This window comes from Hymenobacter negativus (assembly GCF_017571495.1).
GTDB classification, from domain to species: domain Bacteria; phylum Bacteroidota; class Bacteroidia; order Cytophagales; family Hymenobacteraceae; genus Hymenobacter; species Hymenobacter negativus.
Map to the genome: position 1 here is coordinate 76628 of NZ_JAGETZ010000022.1, position 19612 is coordinate 96239.

At 61.5% G+C, this 19612-nt stretch carries 11 protein-coding genes; 5 read left to right on the forward strand and 6 right to left on the reverse strand.

Going from position 1 to position 19612, the window contains the following annotated elements; genetic code table 11:
* Window positions 1-31: 31 nt before the first annotated feature.
* Complete coding sequence (locus J4E00_RS27900; RefSeq protein WP_208178646.1) at window positions 32-1603, reverse strand: DUF1800 family protein; 1572 nt, start codon at window positions 1601-1603, stop codon at window positions 32-34.
* 269 nt (window positions 1604-1872) lie between these two features.
* Complete coding sequence (locus J4E00_RS27905) at window positions 1873-4473, reverse strand: lamin tail domain-containing protein (RefSeq protein ID WP_208178647.1); 2601 nt, start codon at window positions 4471-4473, stop codon at window positions 1873-1875.
* Window positions 4474-4655: 182 nt separating this feature from the next.
* On the opposite strand from J4E00_RS27905, the gene J4E00_RS27910 reads away from it, so the two are divergent.
* The 4 genes from J4E00_RS27910 (at window position 4656) to J4E00_RS27925 (ending at window position 10569) form a co-directional block, all read left to right on the forward strand.
* The gene (locus J4E00_RS27910; protein WP_208178648.1) at window positions 4656-5657 is read left to right on the forward strand and encodes an aspartate-semialdehyde dehydrogenase; all 1002 of its coding nucleotides are present in this window, start codon (window positions 4656-4658) and stop codon (window positions 5655-5657) included.
* Between the two features lie 219 nt (window positions 5658-5876).
* Entirely contained in the window at window positions 5877-7859 is a 1983-nt protein-coding gene (locus J4E00_RS27915; protein WP_208178649.1) for a carboxypeptidase-like regulatory domain-containing protein, read from the forward strand.
* A 66-nt stretch (window positions 7860-7925) separates the two neighbouring features.
* A complete protein-coding gene (locus tag J4E00_RS27920; protein WP_208178650.1) occupies window positions 7926-9884 on the forward strand; it encodes a carboxypeptidase-like regulatory domain-containing protein in 1959 nt (652 codons plus the stop codon).
* A 73-nt stretch (window positions 9885-9957) separates the two neighbouring features.
* Entirely contained in the window at window positions 9958-10569 is a 612-nt protein-coding gene (locus tag J4E00_RS27925) for a DNA-3-methyladenine glycosylase (RefSeq protein ID WP_213017998.1), read from the forward strand.
* A gap of 137 nt (window positions 10570-10706) precedes the next feature.
* Here J4E00_RS27925 and J4E00_RS27930 read toward each other — a convergent pair whose 3' ends face one another.
* A complete protein-coding gene (locus J4E00_RS27930; RefSeq protein WP_208178651.1) occupies window positions 10707-11174 on the reverse strand; it encodes a GNAT family N-acetyltransferase in 468 nt (155 codons plus the stop codon).
* Window positions 11175-11295: 121 nt separating this feature from the next.
* On the opposite strand from J4E00_RS27930, the gene J4E00_RS27935 reads away from it, so the two are divergent.
* Window positions 11296-12696, forward strand: a complete 1401-nt coding sequence (locus tag J4E00_RS27935) for a PQQ-dependent sugar dehydrogenase (RefSeq protein WP_208178652.1) — start codon at window positions 11296-11298, stop codon at window positions 12694-12696.
* A gap of 101 nt (window positions 12697-12797) precedes the next feature.
* Here the strand turns inward: J4E00_RS27935 and J4E00_RS27940 are convergent, their stop codons facing one another.
* The 3 genes from J4E00_RS27940 to J4E00_RS27950 all read right to left on the reverse strand — a co-directional run.
* The gene (locus tag J4E00_RS27940) at window positions 12798-15239 is read right to left on the reverse strand and encodes a fibronectin type III domain-containing protein (RefSeq protein ID WP_208178653.1); all 2442 of its coding nucleotides are present in this window, start codon (window positions 15237-15239) and stop codon (window positions 12798-12800) included.
* A 230-nt stretch (window positions 15240-15469) separates the two neighbouring features.
* A complete protein-coding gene (locus J4E00_RS27945; RefSeq protein ID WP_208178654.1) occupies window positions 15470-18319 on the reverse strand; it encodes a fibronectin type III domain-containing protein in 2850 nt (949 codons plus the stop codon).
* Between the two features lie 249 nt (window positions 18320-18568).
* The coding region (locus tag J4E00_RS27950) for a T9SS type A sorting domain-containing protein (RefSeq protein WP_208178655.1) at window positions 18569-19612 on the reverse strand (1044 nt) is incomplete at its 5' end.

A 19612-nucleotide genomic window follows, 5' to 3' on the forward strand; every position in this document is an offset into this window, starting at 1 on the left:
AACGTCAAATGCCCTTTTTCAAGAGCAGGGATTACGCCAGCTGATATTCCGGCAGGCTTAGCAGGCTCACCAACGTGGAGCGGAGGGCCTCAGCTGGCTCTTTTTGCTGCGCGGCCTGCTGTACCAGTTGCAAATTCTCGGGCCGGATGCCGGCCTGCAGCAGGAACCCGCTCAGCTTCTCGGGCTGCTGCGGGGCGGGCGTGGCACCGAGCAGCAGTTGCAGCGGGGCCAGCGGCAGGTGGGCCCCCGCGCCGGGCCGCACAGTGCGCTCGGCCTTGGTTTGGTTGGGGGCGATGTCGTTTTCGTCCTGCTTGAGGGCGACAGCAAATTCCGCGTTCTTAAACAGAATGGCAGGCAGCTGCAGGCGCAGCAGCAGCGACGATGAGTCAATCCAGTTGCGGCCACCGGGCCAGCCAGCCACATTGGGCGGCTGAAACAGGTTTTGGCCCAAGGCGCGTTGGTAGCCCAGCAGCGGTTGGGCGTTGTCGACCTTCACATTGAGCGTACGACGAATGCCCGCCAGCAGCTCCACCGGCGACTTGATGTGCGTGCCCACATTGGCCGGGTCGTAGAACCAATCAGCTGAAAACATGCGCTCCATCAAATCAGCGATGTCATAGCCGCTCTTGCGAAACTCCCGAGCAAGTGGTTCGATGTGGGCCGGATTGGGCACATCGTTCACAAAGAAGCGGTAGATTTTCGTGGTCAGGAACGTGGCAGTAGCCGGTTGCTCCAGGATGATGCTCAGCACATCCTCGCCCGTAAAGTTGCCGGTGCGGCCGAGGAAAGTCTTGCTGCCCGCGTCATGCTCTCGGTCCCGGAATCTGAAGTTGCCCTGGTAATCGTAGGCCCAGCCCGTGAAGGCGCGGGCGCCCTCTTTCACGTCGTTTTCGGTGTAGTTGCCGCGGCCCAGCGTGAATAACTCCATTACCTCGCGGGCAAAGTTTTCGTTGGGGTGCTCCTTGCGGTTTTGCTGGTTGTTGAGGAATTGCAGCATGGCCGGTTCCTTGCTCACGGCCAGCAGCAGGTCGGGGAATTTGCCTAAGGCATACTGCCGGGTGGTGTTGTGCAGGCGTAGCGCGGCATCGGGCTGGCGCACGCGGCAGGCAAAGTGCCCGTGCCAGAATAGCGTCATTTTCTCCCGCAGCTGAGCCGGCGAAGTGGCCATGCGCTCCATCCAGGCCGTGCTCATGTTATTGAACGCGTCCTGAATCCCCTTATTCTGCATCTTGCGCTGCTCGGGCGTGAGGTCGGCGCGGCGCAGGCGGGGCACGCCAGCCGCTACCGTACCTCCCCTGAAGGCCGCCCGGGGCCGCATGGGGGCCACCGGCGCAACCGGCGCCTCGGGAGGAGCGGGCTGGTCGGGCGTGGTCACCATGCCGTTGGGCACGGGGTTGTTTTTGGTCGAGGCCGGGTCAGTCATCACCATGCCCTGCGGGTCGGCATAGTTGAGGTCGGCGCCGACCAGCGGCTCGTATTTCTCAGAATCGTGAAGCAGCTGGCGCAGGGCTTTGCGTGGGCTGAGGCCGGCGGCCACGTCCTGGGGACGCGGGCCAAAGCCGGCGCGCCAATACAGGTGTTGTAGTTGCTGGGTGCTGTTCATGCCTTTTAAGACGCAGGTTTTACCCAGAGGTTTAATGGGTTGGCACCTATCATGGCGAGCGGCGCGCAGTGGAACGCGGCAATCCTTCCTGTCAGTATCCGACACGACGAGATGTAAAAAGCCCCGGTTCTCTGCAGAATCGGGGCTTTTTATCAGCAAAAAGAGTTCGTCACATCCCAACGCTAGGGACTTTCAAATAGGACGGATTGCTACGGGCTGCGTCGTCGCAGTGATAATTCTTCACTCCTCACGCTTTATTAAGCGCAGCGTCAAAACCGTGCCCCCAGCACCACCGTCTTCTTGTATTCGCGCTTCTCGCCGCCGCTGGGGCGGAACAGCTCGACTAGCAGAATGTAATAGCCCACGGCCGCCTTGTGGCCCCGGTCATCGATGCCGTCCCACTGGATGAAGCCGGTGGTAGGCAGGGTTTCGTTGCGGGTGAGGCGGCGGGTGAGGCGGCCCAGGGCATCGTAAACCGTCACGCTGGCGGCGTAGCCGGTCGCGTCGAGGTGGTAGTTGAGGGTGGCGAAATCAGCTTGGCCGTCGTCGTCGGGGGTGAAGACTTCGGGCGTCACGGTCCAGTCCTGGTTGCCGCCGGCGGCGTCTTGGGCCTGCGAGTTGGGGCGGCCGGGCGTGGCGTAGCCCACCGCGCCGGCGGCCGAATGGAAGTTGCTGCCCAGCGTGGGGCCATTGGTCCGAATGCGTTCGAGCGATACGCCTTCCTGGGTGCTCAGCAGGCTCAGGTGCAAGTCTTTGCTATACATAAACCGGTCTATCTCAATGCCCCGGCTATCGAATAGCAACGCCGTGCTGGCATCTGGGAAGGTAGGAAGGCTGCTTAGCTGCACCAGATTGGTGGCGTCGCTGCTGGTGGGGTATTGCGAGGTGAGGATGGCCGTGCTGGTGCTAAAGGCCATTATCTGGTTTGGTGCCAGCACCAGCGGCCCGGTGCTGAGCAGGTCGACATCCACGCTCCCATCGGGCTTGAGGTTGCCGAGCTGCCAGCGCTGCAGGTCGATGAACTTGTTGCTGCGGTTGATGAGCTCGACGAAGCGCACGGCGCTCACCCGCGGGTTGAATAACAGCTCGTTGAATACCACATCGCCAGCCACGCCCGCTTCGGGTAGCGCGAAGGTCGCCGATTGCAAGGCCCCACTGGCGTTGCCGGCGCAGTCGGTGGCGGTTTGCACGGTGAGGGTAGCCGGACGGCTGGGCAGCAGCGCCGCGCTCAGTGTCAGGTCGACCTGCCGGAAATCGGGCCCTACAGGTGCGGCGCGGGTAATGGTGGCCGTTGGCGTGAGGACGTAGCGGCCAATGGTGGCGGCCGTGACGCTGTCCAGCTTTTCGGAGAAGTAGGCACGTATCGTGAGGGCATCAATGGCCACGGCCCGCAGCAGTGTGGGAGCAGTGGCATCGGCATTGGTGGCACGCACCGAGTTGGCGCGGCCGGGCGTGCCGCCACTGGCGTCGGTGCTGGCAATCCAGTTTTCGGCTCCGCCGCAGTAGTTGTTGGCGTCAATCATTTCCAGGCTCCAGCCGCCGTCTTTCTTGCGAGCGTCGCGGTACCAGGAATCCGAGTAGGTAACTTCAAACAGCGTGCGGCCGTCGCGCCCGCGCAGGATGAGTTGGTCGCCGCCGTTGCTGAGGGAGGGAAAATTAGTGGGGCCGTACACCTTGCCGTAGCCGACAAATTGTGGCACCCGTGTGCTGCCGCATACCACGGCATATTGGCCGGGCAGCAGCTTGGCCGTATCGGCAAATACGGCTACGGTCGCCGTGCTGCCTTTGCCCAGCCGCACGCCGCGCAGGCTGAGTGTTTTGGTGGCGCTACGGTTGTAAATCTCCACGTATTCCGACTGGGGCGAGGTGGGGCTTACTGGAGGCGTTTCGTCGGCAAAAATCTCGCTGATAAGCAGGTCGCCCACGGCGGGCGCAACGGGTAGTGCCGTGAAGGCCGCCGTGAGCGGGCCGGCCGCCACGTTACCGTAGAGGTCGGCCACGTTGCGGACTTCCACCACGCTCTGGGCCGGGAAATCGGCGGCAAAAGCAAGACGCACGACGGCCGGATTGGTAGCCGAAGGTGTGACCGAAACCGGTGCCGCACCGCTTTGCAGGCGGTAATTGCTGACCAGTGTGGCGCTGGGCGTGGCCACGCCTTCGTTAAAAGCCACATCTACCTGACGGGCATCAAACGGCACGGCGCGGACGAGGAGTGGCGCGGTGGCATCGGTCACCGCGAAGTCGTCGAAGTAGAAATTGCGGCCGTTAGTTGATGAATACGTGAGCGCCACACCCATGGCCACACTGCGTTGGTAGGTGGCATCAATGGGCTGAGCGGCTTCGGCTACGAAGGTGCGGGTGCCAGCAAGGTCGCGCTCCAGGGTCCATCGGTTGGCAGTGGTGCGGGTCACACGCACGCGGACCAAGTTGTTGGTGCTGCTGCTCAAGGTGCCATTCAGCCCGTCGATGACGAGTACGGCGGTGCGGGTCGAGTCTTTGCGGAACAGGCTTACTTCGTCGTCGGTGCCGCCCAGGCGCACGAAATAGCCCGAGTTGTTGGTGGCTTTGAGGTCGGATTGGGAGGCCATCAGCCACACATCGGCGAGGTTGCCGGAACTGGTGGCCAGCCGCAGGTTGGCCCAGAATTCCCAGACGGTGCCCGTAACGGCTTGGCAGGGCGTGCTAAGGGCTAGCTGCGTGCCGGTTACGGCTGGGCCGTTGCTTTGCAGCTGCTGAGCCGTGACCAGGAAGCTGGCCACGTCGCCGGACCAGACGGGGTTGGTGGTGAAGTTGCCGTCAGTGAAATTGTCAGCTACCTGGGCGAAGGCAAGGCCCGGAAGTAGCAGGAAGAACAGTAAAAGGTGTTTCATGTAGGAAAATGAGGAATGAAGAATGGAAATAAAGAATGCGCAGACTGGGTCGAATACCCAATTCTTCACTCCTCGTTCTTCATTCCTCATTAAAAATACAGCGTCTAAAGTAACCCTTTTCTGGCGACATTTGCAGTGGCGCGCCCGCCAACGGTCCCGCTTTTTATTTTCTGCTTTTGACCATGAAAATTGCTGTCGTGGGTGCCACCGGCCTGGTGGGCACCGAGATGTTGAAAGTGCTGGCCGAGCGTCAGTTCCCCCTCACCGAGCTGCTCCCCGTAGCTTCGGCCAAGTCGGTAGGTCAGTTTATTGAATTTCAGGGTAAGCAGTTCCCCGTGGTGAGCATGGACGACGCCATTGCGGCCCGTCCCGACATCGCCATTTTCTCGGCTGGCGGCTCAGTTAGTAAGGAGCACGCGCCGCGCTTCGCCGCCGTGGGCACCACCGTTATCGACAATTCCTCGGCCTGGCGCATGGACCCCACTAAGAAGCTGGTGGTGCCGGAACTGAACGCCAATACGCTCACACCGGAGGATAAAATCATTGCTAATCCGAACTGCTCTACCATTCAAATGGTGGTGGCTCTGAACGACTTGCACAAGCGCTATCAGGCCCGCCGCATTGTGGTGAGCACCTACCAAAGTGTTACCGGTACCGGCAAAAAAGCCGTGGACCAGCTGCTGGAAGAGCGCGCCGGCCAAACCGCCAGCAACCCCGCCTACCCGCACCCCATCGACCTGAACGTGCTGCCGCACATCGACGTGTTCGAACCCAACGGCTACACCAAAGAGGAACTGAAGATGGTGAACGAGACGAAGAAAATCATGGGCGACGACAGCATTCGCGTCACGGCCACTTGCGTGCGCATTCCCGTGGTGGGCGGCCACTCGGAGTCCATCAATGTAGAATTTGCTGAGGAATTTGAGCTCGCCGATGTGCGCGAAATCCTGGCCAACACGCCCGGCGTGGAGCTGGTGGACGACCCTGCCGCCAACCATTACCCCATGCCCAAAGACAGCCACGGCAAAGACGCCGTGCTGGTGGGGCGCCTGCGCCGCGACGAAACCCAGCCTAAAACTCTCAACATGTGGGTAGTAGCTGATAACCTGCGCAAAGGTGCTGCCACCAACGCTGTACAGATTGCCGAGTACCTGGTGAGCCAGCAAGTGCCGGCAGTTGGCTAAAAGCCAAGCCCGGAAAACGCAAACGGCCCCGGCGGAGCAGCAATGCCCGGCCGGGGCCGTTTGGCATACGGAAAAGTCGGATGCCAGCATCAAAATGTATACTGGTCAGCACAGGTATTACGTTGCAAAAATGTGTGGGCAGTGAGGCAACCACTTAGCTTGGCGGTGCATCTGCTCCCATGTCCGGCCGTAGTTGGCGGCGGGCAGTTTTGCAGAACGATGATGCGAGTAATACGCGGTTTTTTTCTGAGTTGGCTGGTGCTGTTGGTGAGTCAGGTACAGGTTTGGGCCCAGGCCCCAGCCACGTTGCGGGGGCGGGTAATTGACGCCGAAACCCACCAGCCCATTCCGAATGCGCAAGTCGGAGTGGCCGATAACCGTATTGGAACCAGTACTAACGACGACGGGCGCTTTGCCCTGAACATTCCGGCAGCCTATGCCGAAGGAAAACTGACGGTGGCCTTGCTGGGCTACAAAAACCATAGCCAAAAGCTGCCACCGCTGCCCGGCCCAGAGCTGCTGATTGAGTTGAAAATTGTGCCAGCCGCGCTGGGCGAAGTGCAGGTATCGGGCTCGGTGTTGGGCATTGTGCGCGAGGCGGTGGCCCACATTCCGCAGAACTACCCGGTGCGGCCCACGCGGCTGGAGGGCTTCTTTCGGGAGTCGGATAAGGAGCTGGACAAGGGTCAGTACCGCTACTTGGGTGAGGCCGTGCTGAAGGTGCTGAAAGCGCCCTACACGCAGCCGAAGGAGGATGGTGAAATTGTGATTGAGCAGTCGCGTAAGGTCGATTTGCTGATGCAGAACAAAACCAGCATGTTGCAGGAGGGGTGGTATGCCGGGCCGTTTATTCCCCATCGGTTCGATTTTGTGCACAACCGGCTGGCTTTTATCAACGAAGACGACTTCAAACACTACGAGTATAAGCTGGCCGACCTCACCACCTACAACGACCGGCCAGTGTTTGTCATCACCTTCGGGCCAAAGGCGAATGATAAAAGCGCCGACTTTGAAGGCCGGATGTACATCGACCAGCAGAGCTACGCTTTTTTGGCGGCCGAGTGGCACCGGACGCCGGCCGGCATCCGGCATGAGTTCATGAACTTCGATGCCGAAGAGCGGGCATATCGCATTGACTACCAAATGTACGCCGGGCGTTGGCACGTGAAAAGCGTGTGGTACAATACCATAGGCAAGGGGCTGATGGGCGGCCGCCTGCACCACCTGAGTGAGTTTCTGACCACGGCCATCGACACCACCCAGCGCCCCGCCCCGGAGTACATCGAAAAAGCGCAGTTCCGCGACGTATTCCGGCAAAATGCCGTGCGCTACGATTCGGCCTTTTGGAAAAATTACACCACCCTGCTGCCACCGGAACAGCTGCGCCACGCCCTGCGCGACCAGGACCGCCAGCAGCAAGCCGAGCAGCTGTTTGCCGCGCAGGGGGCCCCGGCCAGCAAAGCACCGTCGAAGGGACTTTTCTGGGAGGTGCTGGGGCGGCTGCGCGCGGGGCCTTCGGGTGGCCTGCTGGCCCTGGATGCCACTGCGGCTGATATTAGCCTGAGCTTCGCGCCGGAGAGTTCAGCATTTCTGGCGCAGGCGCAGCGCCGCACGCCGGCCAGCACCATGGCGTTCAGCAACAGTAACCTTTTCAACGGCAATTTCCAGGTTGACTTCACCAAAAAGCTGTCGGCCTACTACAGCATTCGCAAAGTGCGGGGCGACTTTCAGGGCTTGGGCATGGAAATCGGGGCCACTTATGAGCACAACTTCAACCCGCGTCACCGGCCCATCATGGGCCGCATAGGGGTGGCCTATTTTACGCAGCGGGTGGGCTACAGCTTTGGCACTTTCGATAATACCGACAAGGGCCTGCGGGTAGTTGGCACCAAGCTGAACGCCGACGAAATCAGCGTGGCCGTGCAGAAGTTTACCGAAGGCTGGATGCCGCGGCTGGGCCTTGGTGTGGAGGTATCGCACCATCTCGAAATAGTGGCCGATGCGGGCCTGCTGCTGCCCTGGCGCACCCGCAGCGAGCTGCATCTGGCTGAGGAAAGCGGCTTTTTCCTCTTCCGCAACGAGGTTGACCTGGCTTTGCCGGCCGCTGGCGCCACGGTGTTGGTCAACAATGCGCCGGCCGCCGCGCCGTGGTCGCTGGGTCGGCCGGTGCTTACGGTGGGCATTCTCTACCGGCTGCTGTAGGGCCACCCGAACGTAAAAGGCGACCCTGCACACCTGCTTAAACCCGTTCTAAAAACCACTAGCGTTATGCGTTACATTGGGTTGTTAGTTCTGCTGATAAGCTTTGCAGCCGATGCGCTGGCGCAAGGCGGTGGTGTGCTGCGCGGCCGGGTCTTTGATGCCGAGACTCACCAACCCATTCCGAATGCGCAAGTCGGAGTGGCTAATAACCGCATCGGGACCAGCACCAATGAGGATGGGCGCTTTGCCCTGAACATCCCGGCGACCTATGCCCAGGAAAAACTGACAGTGGCCCTGATTGGCTACCGCCCATACTCCCAAGCGCTGCCGCCGCTGCCCGGACCGGAGCTGCGCATCGAGCTTCGGCTGGCGCCGGCTTCGCTGAGCGAAGTGCAGGTGACGGCCTCCGTGGTGGGCATTGTGCGCGAAGCGGTGGCCCGCATTCCGCAAAACTACCCGGTGCGGCCCACCAGGCTCACGGGCTTCTACCGTGAGTCGGACCACGACGAGGTGGGCCAGGCCCGTTACCTGGTAGAGGGGCTGCTGGCAGTGTTTAAGGTGACGTACCAGCGGCGTACCGATGCCGGCGATGTGCAGATTCAGCAATCGCGCAAGATGGACTTGCGGCCGAATAAGGAACTGGTGCACATCGACTGGGCAGGCGGGCCGTTTATTCCGCATATGGGCGATTTCGTGCACGTGCGGTCGCAGTTTATTGACCCCAGTCATTTCCGCGACTACGATTACCGGCTGGCGCCCGGCAGCAGCTACGCGGGCCGGCCGGTATACGTCATCACCTTCGCTCCGAAGCCCGGTAACCAACGGGCCGATTTTGAGGGCCGGATGTACATCGACCAGGACACCTATACTTTTCTGGGAGCCGAGTGGCGCTACACGCCGGCCGGCCTCCGCCATTCGCCCAATGCGGCCGACTCGCGGGCGCTGCGCGTAAGCTACCAGCCCTACGCCGGCCGCTGGCACCTCAAAAGTGTGTGGTGGCAAACCAAATTTCGCCACCCGGTTTGGGGGGATATTAACTACTTCGGTGAATTTCTGACCACGGCCATCGATACAGCGCAGGCCCCGCCGCCCACCTATATGGAGCGGGCGCAGTACGAAGACGTATTTCTGCGCAATACCGTGGGGTATGATTCGGCCTTCTGGCGCGGCCAAACCACGCTGCTGCCTCCCGAGGCCCCGCAAAAAAGCCTGCTCGACCAGCGGCGCCAGCAACTAGCCGACTCACTTTTCCGACCCAAGCCTGCCACTGATAGCACCGCTGCCGTAAAAAAGGAAGGCTGGCTTGGACAGCTTTTTGACCGGTTTCACTTTTGGTCGGCGGTGGGCACCTGGCCGCTGGCGGTACCGACGGCGAGCCTGGCGGTGGCGTATGCCCCGGCTGGCTACGGCTTCCGAATGCAGGCCACCAACGAGGTAGCCGCGCAAAGCCTGACGGTGTTGTACCGCATCGGCTACCAGGTCGACATCACCCGGAAGCTGGCGGTGCGCATGGCCACCCAGCGCCTGTACCGGCAGTTTGGCGACGACGGCTGGGATGGCTGGGAGGCTGGCCTGAGCTATCAGCACAACCTCAACCCGCGCCGCCGGCCGATTTATGCCCGCGCGGGCCTGGGCTACACCCGCCAGACCGTAGGCCGTAGCCTCGGTACCTTCGAAAACCCCGATGACGGCCTGCGGGTGGTTGGCAAGCACCTCGGGGCCGACAAGCTGAGCGTGCAGATTCAGTCGGTAACGTCGGCTGTGCAGCCCACCGTGGGCCTGGGCCTGGAGCTGAGACACCTTATCGAACTGACCGCCGACTTGGGCTACCTGCTGCCGCTGAGCACCCGCTCGCAGCTGCAAGTGAGCGAGGAAAGCAGGTTTTCACTATTCCGCAGCACGGCCGCCATCCCGCTGCCCGCAGCCGATGTGAGCCTGCGCGTGAACGACCAGCCCACCACCACCGTGCCGTGGCAGCAGCAGCACTGGCTGCTGAGCATCGGCGTGATGTTCCGGATGCGATGAAAGCGCGGCGGTTACGTATGGGCGAAGGCTATTTAGAAATTCAGAATAGCTTCAATCTTTTCCATCCGAAACTATGCCCCATATTAAGCTGCCCGCCGAGTTCTTTCAGCGCCCCGACCCGTTGCAAATTGCCCGCGACCTGCTTGGCAAGCACCTCTATACCAACATTGATGGCGTCGTTACAGCTGGCCGTATTGTGGAAACCGAGGCCTATCGACACGAAGGCGACCACTCCCTCACGCTGCACCTGCAACGCAAGCGCCAGCAGGCGCGGGGCCTGCACGTAGCCGGCGGCCACACCTACATCTACACCGTCTACAATCGCTACGCGCTGTTCAATATCGCCACGTACGACGCCGCGCACCCCGATGCCGTGCTCGTCCGGGCCATCGAGCCAACGATTGGAATCGACGAAATGCTGCGCCGCCGGGGCATGGCCGAAGTCAAGCGCAGCCTCACCGCCGGACCCGGCGTGATGAGCCAGGCGCTGGGAATCACGCCGGCACTTACGGGCCAGCTGGTGACAGGAGAGGCCATCTGGTTTGAGGACCACGGCGAAGCAGTTGCAGCCGCCGACGTGGTGGCTAGTGCGCGCGTGGGGCTGGAGTACGCGGGGGCGGAGGCCGCCGGCCTACCATGGCGGTTCCGGCTGAAGGACAGCAAGTGGACTAGCCCGGCGAAGTAGCCCGGGCAGCGGCTAGCACAGCAAATCCGCAACCTGGGCCAACCGAAGTGGTTACGAGAGCCGCTTGCTTATGGCGCGTCGGCTTACTGCCCCTGCGGTGCTTACTGCCCCTGCGGTGCTTACTGCCCCTGCGGTGCTTACTGGCCCTTGCCAGCTGGGTAGGGGTTTTCCTTCTTCATTTCGAGCCAACGTTCGGGCCGGTCCAGCGGCTCGTAGCCGAAGCGCTGGTAGAGCGTGTGCGCGTCGAAGGTGGCGAGCAGGTGGCGGCGCAGGTTTTGTAAGTCGGGGTGGGCCAGCATCTGTTTCACCAGCCACTTGGAGAGGCCATGGCCCCGGTGCTCGGGCAGCACGAATACATCGCAGAGCCAGGCAAAGGTGGCGCGGTCCGTCACCACACGGCAGAAGCTGGCGAGGTGGCCATCGGGTGCGTAAAGGCCGAAATTGAGAGAGTTAGCAATGGCCCGTTCCACGGTGGCCAGCGGAATGTTTTTGGCCCAATAGGAGTCCTCGCTCAGCCAGCGGTGAATGGCGGCGACATCAAGCTGGGCGGGGTCGGTGCTGAGGGTGTAGCCCGAAGGGTGGGCGGCAGTGAAAAAGGAAGACATAGGGCAGTGGATATCAGAAGTGGCTGCAAGCTACTATCGCGCTGGGTTGGCATCCATTGTCGACCGGGTTTCGTTACTCCAATTACAGTTCCTTCATTGTTTGTTCATTCTAATCCTTCTCATGATGAAAACATTACGCATTGCGGCACTGGCCCTTCTACTCGGAGCCGGTTGCCAGCCGGCAGCCCGGGCCCAGGCTCCGGCCCTGACCACTTTCCCGGTGGGCAGCACCACGGTAACGGCTTCGGCTTTGGCCAGCAACCTCAACACCGTTTGGGAGCTGGTATGGGGCCCGGATAATTTCCTCTGGATGACTGAGCGCGGCGGCCGCGTCAGCCGCGTAGACCCCGCCACCGGGCAGGTGCTGCCACTACTCACCATCCCGGACGTGACCCAGACCGGCGAAAGCGGGCTGCTGGGCCTGGCCGTGATGGCGACGCCCACGGCCGGTACGTACTGGGTTTTTGTGGTGTACAACTACACCGACCAGCTCATTCTCAAGGAAAAGCTGGTGCGCTACACCTACGCCAACGGTGCTTTGAGCAGCCCAACGGTGCTGCTCGGCAACATCAGCGCCACCACCACGCACAGCGGCTCGCGTCTGCTGCTGCTGGCCGACGGCACCCTGCTCATGACCACCGGCGATGCCCAGCAGCAGCCCCAGGCGCAGAACACTTCCTCGCTCAACGGCAAGATTCTGCGCCTGAACCTCGACGGTACCATTCCGGCCAACAATCCCATTGCCGGCAACCCCCTATACACCTTCGGCCACCGCAACCCGCAGGGCCTGCTGCAACTGGCCGATGGCCGCATCTACAGCTCGGAGCACGGCCCCAACAACGACGACGAAATCAATAAGATTGAAGCCGGCCGCAACTACGGCTGGCCCAACGTGGAAGGCCTCTGCAACCTGCCCGCCGAAGCCACCTTCTGCGCTGCCAACAACGTGCGCGAGCCCCTCACTACCTGGACGCCCACGGTGGCCCCGGCCGGCCTAGCGTATTACGACCACCCTGCCATTCCTGGCTGGCGCGGCAGCCTGCTGCTAGGCACGCTGGGAGGCAGCCGGCTCATGCAGCTCACCCTGGATGCCAGCGGCCTGACCATTCCCACCCGCACCGATTTTCTGTCTGGTTTTGGCCGGTTGCGGGCCATCTGCGTGTCGCCGCAGGGCAAGGTATATATCGGAACCAGCAACCGGGATGGACGCGGCCTCCCGGCCGCTACCGACGACCGGATTCTGGTGCTGGAAAACCGGGCGTATGTAGCCACGGCCACCGTGGCAGCCCAAAAGCTGGCGTTTGAACTGTTTCCCAATCCGGCCCAGCGGCAGGCTACCGTCCGGCTGGCAGCTCCGACCCAGGTTCTGACTGTGCGCGACTTGCTGGGCCGCACCCTGCTTCGGGTGCAGCCCACAGGCCTCACAGCCACGCTGGACCTGGCTGGCCTGCGAGCCGGCACCTACCTGGTACAGGCCGACGGCCCGATGGGCCGCAATACCCAAAAGCTCACAATAGAATAGCTTGCAAGGCAGGACAGCCAGCGCGAGGATTGGGTATTTTCCATAAAAAAGAGCCGGCAATTTTGCCGGCTCTTTTCATTTGCGAAGCTACTTGAGGCGTGCTATTCGAGCACGACTTTGCGAGTCAGTACCTGTGAGCCAGCTTCTACGCGCAAGGTGTAGAGGCCGGTGGCCAGGTTGCGGGTGCTCAGGGTCTGCTCGGCGGCAGCGGTGAGGTTTTTGGTGAGCACGACTTGTCCCAGGGCGTTGAGCAGGGTTGCCTGGCCGGCGCCGCTCAGGCCACTGAGCTTGAGGGTGAGCTGGCCGGTGCTGCTGGGGTTGGGGTACACCAGCAGCGCATCGGTATCGGTTTGGGCCCGGGCCGCCAGTACGCCAGCCGAAGGCGCGATGGTGAAAGTGCCCGACGGGTCGGAGCTGCCGTAGCCGCTCACGGCCATATAGTAGCGGGTGCCCACGGTCAGGCCCGCCACGTTTACCGGTGCGGTGATGGCTGTGCTGTTGCTGCCCGAAGAAACGCAGCTCACCAGCGCAAATGGTCCGGCCGAGCAGCTCGGCGAGGAGTACACCCGCACCATGCCGGCGGCCGTGCCGGTGAAAGCGAAAGTAGCCGTAGTGCTTGAGGCAACGAAGCTAAACCACACGTCTTTCGGCAGGCTTGCTGGCGAGCAGGCCGGAGTTGAGATGCCGGGTTGCGAGCTGGTAGTAGCACCAACGTTTGTGCTGGTGAGCACACCAGCGCCCAGGCCTATCGCGCCGCAAGGCTCGTTGTTGGCCGGAGCCGTGAGCGGGGTGGCGAAGCTGATGGGGCCCGCCAGGATGCTGCTGCCATTGAAGCCGCCGCACACCTGCTGCACGTAGAATTCATAGTTGGTGTTGGCCTGTAGGCCGGTCACAGTCGTAGTTTGGCCCGTAATGCCGGTGATGGAAGTGCTGCCGGTGCCGGAAGGAGGGGTAAAGCCCACCGGACCATAAATAACCGTAAAGGTGTTGCCCGTGCTGGAGGCTAATGTCCAGTTCAGTACGGCCGTAGTGTTGGTGATGGTGCCAACGGCGAGGCCAATTGGAGGCGGGCAGTTGGGTACTGGCACAGCGCAAATCGTGAAACTACCCAGCGTGGGCTGGAAGCTGTCATAGGCGCCCACCCGTACGTAGTACGTAGTGCTGGGCGTGAGGCCGGTCAGGTCCAGGTCCGGGGCAGGCGTGGTGTTGTCGCCTGATGCTGCGCAGTTCAGGAAGGTGAGTGTGCCGGTGCAGCTAGCTCCCGAATATGCCCGCACGGTGTTGGCCGCAGTACCCGTCACGCTGATGCGAACCTGGGTGCTGGTAGGGCCAGTGGCGGCGGTGGTGAACTTATACCACACATCGGCAGGCGTAGTGGTGGGGAAGCCTGCAGCACAGGAACCAGCCGATACCCCCGTGGTGGGCGTAGCGCCAAAGCTGGTAGTCGAAAGTGGGGTGCAGGTATTGTTTATTGTGAGAATGGCCGCGCCGCAGGGCTCATCGTTCACAATCTGCGTGGTGAAGGAGCCAGCGTTTGAGCGGGTGCTGTTGCCGTTGGTGCCGCCGCAGTTGGCCGTCACGTAGAACTGGTAGGTGGTGCCGGGGGCTAGGCCCGTGATGTTGTAGGGCGGAGTTGGCACGTTGGTGGCCGTCGTGTAGGTATTGGTAGGCGATGAAATCTGATTGGGGTCGAAGCCAGCGGGGCCGTAGAGCACGGTATACGTAGCGCCCGTTGTGGCTTGCCAGGAAAGCGCCGCCGTGGTGGTGGTGGTAGTACCCGTGAGCAGGCGCGGCGTAGCGCAGGGGCTGGGTGCGGGCGGCGTGAACGAATACACCTGGCCCGTGGCGGGCAGGCTGCCGATATTGTCGGTTTCGGTGACGGCGCTAACCGTTGCCGTGGGTGATGAGTCGCTGAGCGACAGGAAAGTGCCCGGCCCCGAGCCTACCCCCGACAAGCCAATGGAAGCGGCCGCACCGGTAATGGGAGCACCAGCCAACTGCGTGTAGACAAATCGCACCACATTGGTGCCTTCCACCAGCTGCACCTGCATGGAGAAGGAAGGACCGGTGCTGTTGCCGTAACGAATCCAGTTTTTCCACTCGAAGGTGAAAGTGCGGTTAGGCGAGGCCCCGGTAGTCAGGTAGCTGGCCGTGCCGTTCGTGCCGTTCAGGTCATCCCAGAAGGGGGCTACCAGCGGGCGCTCGCTGGCCGCGCCGGTGGCCAGCTCATTGGTCAGGTTGCTGTAGGTAGAGCTGGTGTTGAAAGTGAGCCAGCCGTTGGAAGATACCTTGCAGCTGGTGTAAACCGTGCCATCGAAAGTGAAGTTGAAGCCCAGCGGGATGGTCCCGGAAATCTGGTCATCGCCCTCAATAGATGATTCGCTGGTGGCCGTGGATGGCAGCGGCGTGAAGGTGCCGCTGCTCGGCGCGAAAGAGTAGGTGTCGACCTGAGCATGTCCCTGGCGTGCGGTCAGCATAAGGCCCGCTAGCAGCAGGCCACTGCCCCACGTGCCGAGTCGGCGCGTACGTAACAATGTTTTCATGATAAGGGGGTTGGGAAAAAGAGGTGGTGGAGGGGAAAAGGAACCTGGAAAACCTCAGGCCGGGGTAAGACAGGCAGTAGCTTCGGCCTGTAAGTTATAGAAACTGTTGGAAGCCTCCTTACATTATGCCTTTTTTTCTTTCTTCACCTATTTAGGCCAAAGCATTAAAAAAGGGGCTGTTCCATCGGAACAACCCCTTTTTTAACTTAAATAATAATACTTGAGACTACCTATTCGAGCACGACTTTGCGGGTCAGGGTCTGGTCGTTGGTGTCTACGCGCAGGGTGTAAACACCAGCAGCCAAGTTGCGGGTGCTCAGGGTCTGCTCGGCGGCAGCCGTGAGGTTTTTGGTGCGCACGACTTGTCCCAGGGCGTTGAGCAGGGTTGCTTGGCCGACTCCGCTCAGGCCGCTGAGCTTGAGGGTGAGCTGACCGGTGCTGCTGGGGTTGGGGTATACCAGCAAGGCATCGGTGTCAGTTTGGGTCCGGGCCGCCAGTACGCCAGCCGAAGGCGTAATGGTGAAGGTGCCGCCCGTATCCGAGCTGCCGTAGCCACTCACCGCCAGGTAATAGCGCGTGCCCACGGTCAGGCCCGTTACGTTCACGGGTGCGGTGATGGCCGTGTTATTGCTGCCCGAGGAAGTGCAGCTTACCAGCGCAAATGGTCCGGCCGAGCAGCTCGGCGAGGAGTACACCCGTACCATACCGGCCGGCGCACCTGTGACTGTGAAGGTGGCCGTCGTGCCCGTCGCAACGAAGCTAAACCACACATCCTTGGGTGAGCTTGCGGGAGAGCATACCGGAGTTGTGATGCCAGGCTGCAAGCTGGTGAGTGCACCTAGCGTAGTGCCGGTGCGTGTGCCGGCACCCAGGCCAATGGCGCCGCAGGGGTCGTCGTTGGTCGGAGCCGTGAGGGGAGTGCTGAAGCAGGTGGGGCCAACCCAAGCGCTGCTGCCATTGGCAGTACCGCAGTTCTGGCGCACGTAGAAGCAATAGCCCGTGGCGGGCGTCAGGCCTGTAACGGTTTGCGTAGTGGTGGTCAGGCCCGTAACCGTCGTGCCCGAACCTTGCGTGAAGTTTTGCAGGCCATACTCAATCTCATAGGTATTGCCGGTGGTGCCGCCGGTGGGAGCCACCCAGTTGAGGACCGCCGTGGTGTTGGTGGTAGTGCCTACGCTCGGGCTGGTGGGCGCGGCGCAGTTCGAGGGCGAGGTAACGCACACGGCAATGGGGCCGGTGGTGTTGCCATTGTATGCCCATACCCGGATGTAGAGCACTTCGCCGGGCGTGCGGTTGGTCAGGTCGAGGAGCGAGTAGTTGCCGTTCGGGCTGCTATCGTCGTCGCAGCCAATGGAGGTCAGGGTACCGCAGGTACCGGAGTATACGTTCAGGCCGGTGTCGACCACGTTGCTGCCGCCGGTGGGGGGCAGGGTCTGGATAGTGACCGCGCCACTGACCGGCACCGTTACTTTAAACCAGATGTCCTTGCTAACATAGCTGGCGCAGCTGGGGGCCGCAACACCCGTCGAAGCAGTAGCCGCCGTGTTGTCGGCACTAACCTGGGTAACGCAGGTGCCAAACTGAATGGGCACGTTGATGGCCCCGGCGCAATCATCGTTGGTGGGCGTAGTCGGGCCGGGCACTACGCATAGTGTGAAGGTGCTGGCGGCTGCCGTAGTGGGCTGGGTGCCCGTGGCATATACCCGCAGAAAGTACGTTTGACCGGCGGTGAGGCCGCCAATGGTGTTGTTGCCTGATGCGCCGGAGCCTACCGTGCCGCAGAAAACGCTGGTGGTGCTGGCGCAGGCTCCCGAGCGCACATCATAAGCCGCGCCAAACTGCGGAGTCAGCAAGATGGTGTGCGAGTTGCTGGTGGCAGTGAAGGAATACCACACATCATTAGCCGTCGTGCCGCCGCAGTTGGTGGTTGGGGCTACACTCTGCGTAGCGCCAAATACGGTGCCGCTTAGCGGGGTGGTGCAGGTGGCGGCCACGGTCAAGCCCACGGCCGTCGTGCACTCGTTGTTGGCAGGAGGGTTGGGGTTGGTGGTGAAGCTGCCGGCGTTGGAGATGGCGCTGCTGCCATTGGTCCCACCGCAGTTCTGAACCACATAGAACTGGTAGCCAGTCTGAGCCGTGAGGCCGGTAAGGGGAGCCGTGCTGTTGGCTGACGTGATGATGGAGTAGACGTTAGTTGATGAAGGCACCAACGCCGGGTTGAAACCAGTCGGACCGTATAGAATGGTGAACGGGCCGGGCGTGGTGTTCGATACGGTATAGCTAACCGTGGCCGATGTATTGGTAATCGCCGTAACACTCAGGTTGCGGGGCGTGGGGCAAAGCGACGGGGCGGGCGGCGTAAAGGCGTATACTTGGCCGGCCGCCGGAGGTGTGGCGATGTTGCTGGTTTCAACCGTTGAGCTAGCCGTGGGCGTAGCCGTGGAGTTACTCAACGAAAGAAAGGAGCCACTCCCAGTGCCCACACCAGCCAAGCCGATGGAAGCAGTTGGAGAAGTCGGCGTTGCCGCTTCAGGCCGGTAGATGAATTCGACGCGGTTGGTGCCCTCATACAGCTTCGCCTGAAAAGAAATAGCGGGAGCCGTGGCGAGGTATCGCCACCGCCAGTTGCGCCACTCAAAGGTGAGTACCCGGTTCGGGGCTGTGCCCGTGAGTTGGTAGCCAGCATAGCTACTAGGGTCGCCACCGCCCAGGTCGTCCCATAGCGGAGCTACCAAGGGCCGTAGACTAGAGGACCCTGTCGCGAGGTCGTTGCCATTTGCATAATCGGCCGCACTGTTAAATGACAGAAAGCCGTTAGATGATGCATAAAAAGACGTGTAAGGGGTACCATCAAACACAAACGTGAAGCCGATGGGCAGCACCCCCGAAATGTCGTCGTCGGTCAGAATATCTGGTACCGCCGTAGCCGTAGCCGGCAACTGCGTGTAAGTGCCCGTACTTGGAGCAAAGGTGTAGGTATCGACTTGGGCTTGGCTCAGGCGAGCAGTCAGCATCAAACCTGCCAGCAGCAAGCCTTTGCCCCACCGGCCAAGCCGTTTGGTGTGTAATAATGTTGCCATAAGTATTTAGGTGAAGGGAAAAAGGTGAAAAAAGGGAACGTCAGGGGGTGGATGCGCCGTGGGTGACAGCAGAAAATATGGCCAAATTCTTAGCTAGCTATTTCTCGCCGCCTAATGTATGTATAAACCAGGTAATCATTCCAATATTCATTGGGATTTCATGAATGAGTGGGGTGTTATTTGCCCGTTCACCAAACAAAAAGGGCTGCTCCAACCGGAGCAGCCCTTTCAACTGGAAGGGTAAAGTGCCTATTCCAGCACCACTTTGCGGGTAAGTACCTGCGTTCCGGCGGTTACGCGCAGGGTGTAAACGCCAGCGGCCAGGTTGCGGGTGCTCAGCGTTTGCTCGGCGGCAGTAGTCAGGTTTTTGGTGACTACTACTTGGCCCAGCGCATTAAGCAGCGCAGCCTGGCTGGCGCCGCTGATGCCGCTCAACTTGAGGGTGAGCTGGCCGGTGTTGCTGGGGTTGGGGTACACCAGCAGCGCATCAGTATTAACCTGGGTGCGGGCCGCCGTCACCAGGGCCGTGCCGGCAATGGTGAAGGAACCTTGGGCATCGGAGCTGCCGTAGCCGCTCACAGCAATATAGTAGCGCTGGCCAACCGTCAGGCCAGTCACATTCATCGGGGTGGTGAAGGCCGTGTTGTTGGCTCCCGAAGAAGCACAGGCTACCAGGTTAAACGGTCCGGCCGAGCAGCTGGGGCTGGAGTACACCCGCACCATGCCAGCCGGCGCACCGGTGAGCGTGAGGGTGGTGCTGGTGGCAGTCGGCGTGAAGGCGAACCACACATCCTTGGGCTGGCTGGCCGACGAGCAGGCGGGCAGCTGGATGCCGTTTTGCACGCTGGTAGTGGCACCTACGTTCGAAGCCGTGAGCGTGGTAGTGCCCAGCGTAGTAGCAGCGCAGGGGTCATCGTTGGCGGGAGCAGTCAGCAGCGTATTGAAGCAGTATTGGGTCGAAACCGCGCTGGCACCGTTGAAGCCGCCGCACACTTGCTGCACCACGAAGCAGTAGTTGCTGTTGGGCTGCAGGTTGGTGAGCGTAGTGGTGAGGCCGGTGATGCCCGAAACCGTAGTGCTGCCCGCACCGCCCGGCGTGAAGCCCGACAGGCCATACTGCACCGTAAAGGTGCTGCCCGTGCTCACAGTAGCAGCCCAAGTCAGTACTGCCGAGGTGCTGGTCAGCGTGCCGTTGCCTAAGCCCGCTGGCGTAGCGCAGTTGGGCACCGGCGTGGCGCAGATGGTGAAGTTGCCCAAGGTACCGGCCGTGCTGTACTCATTCACGCGGATGTA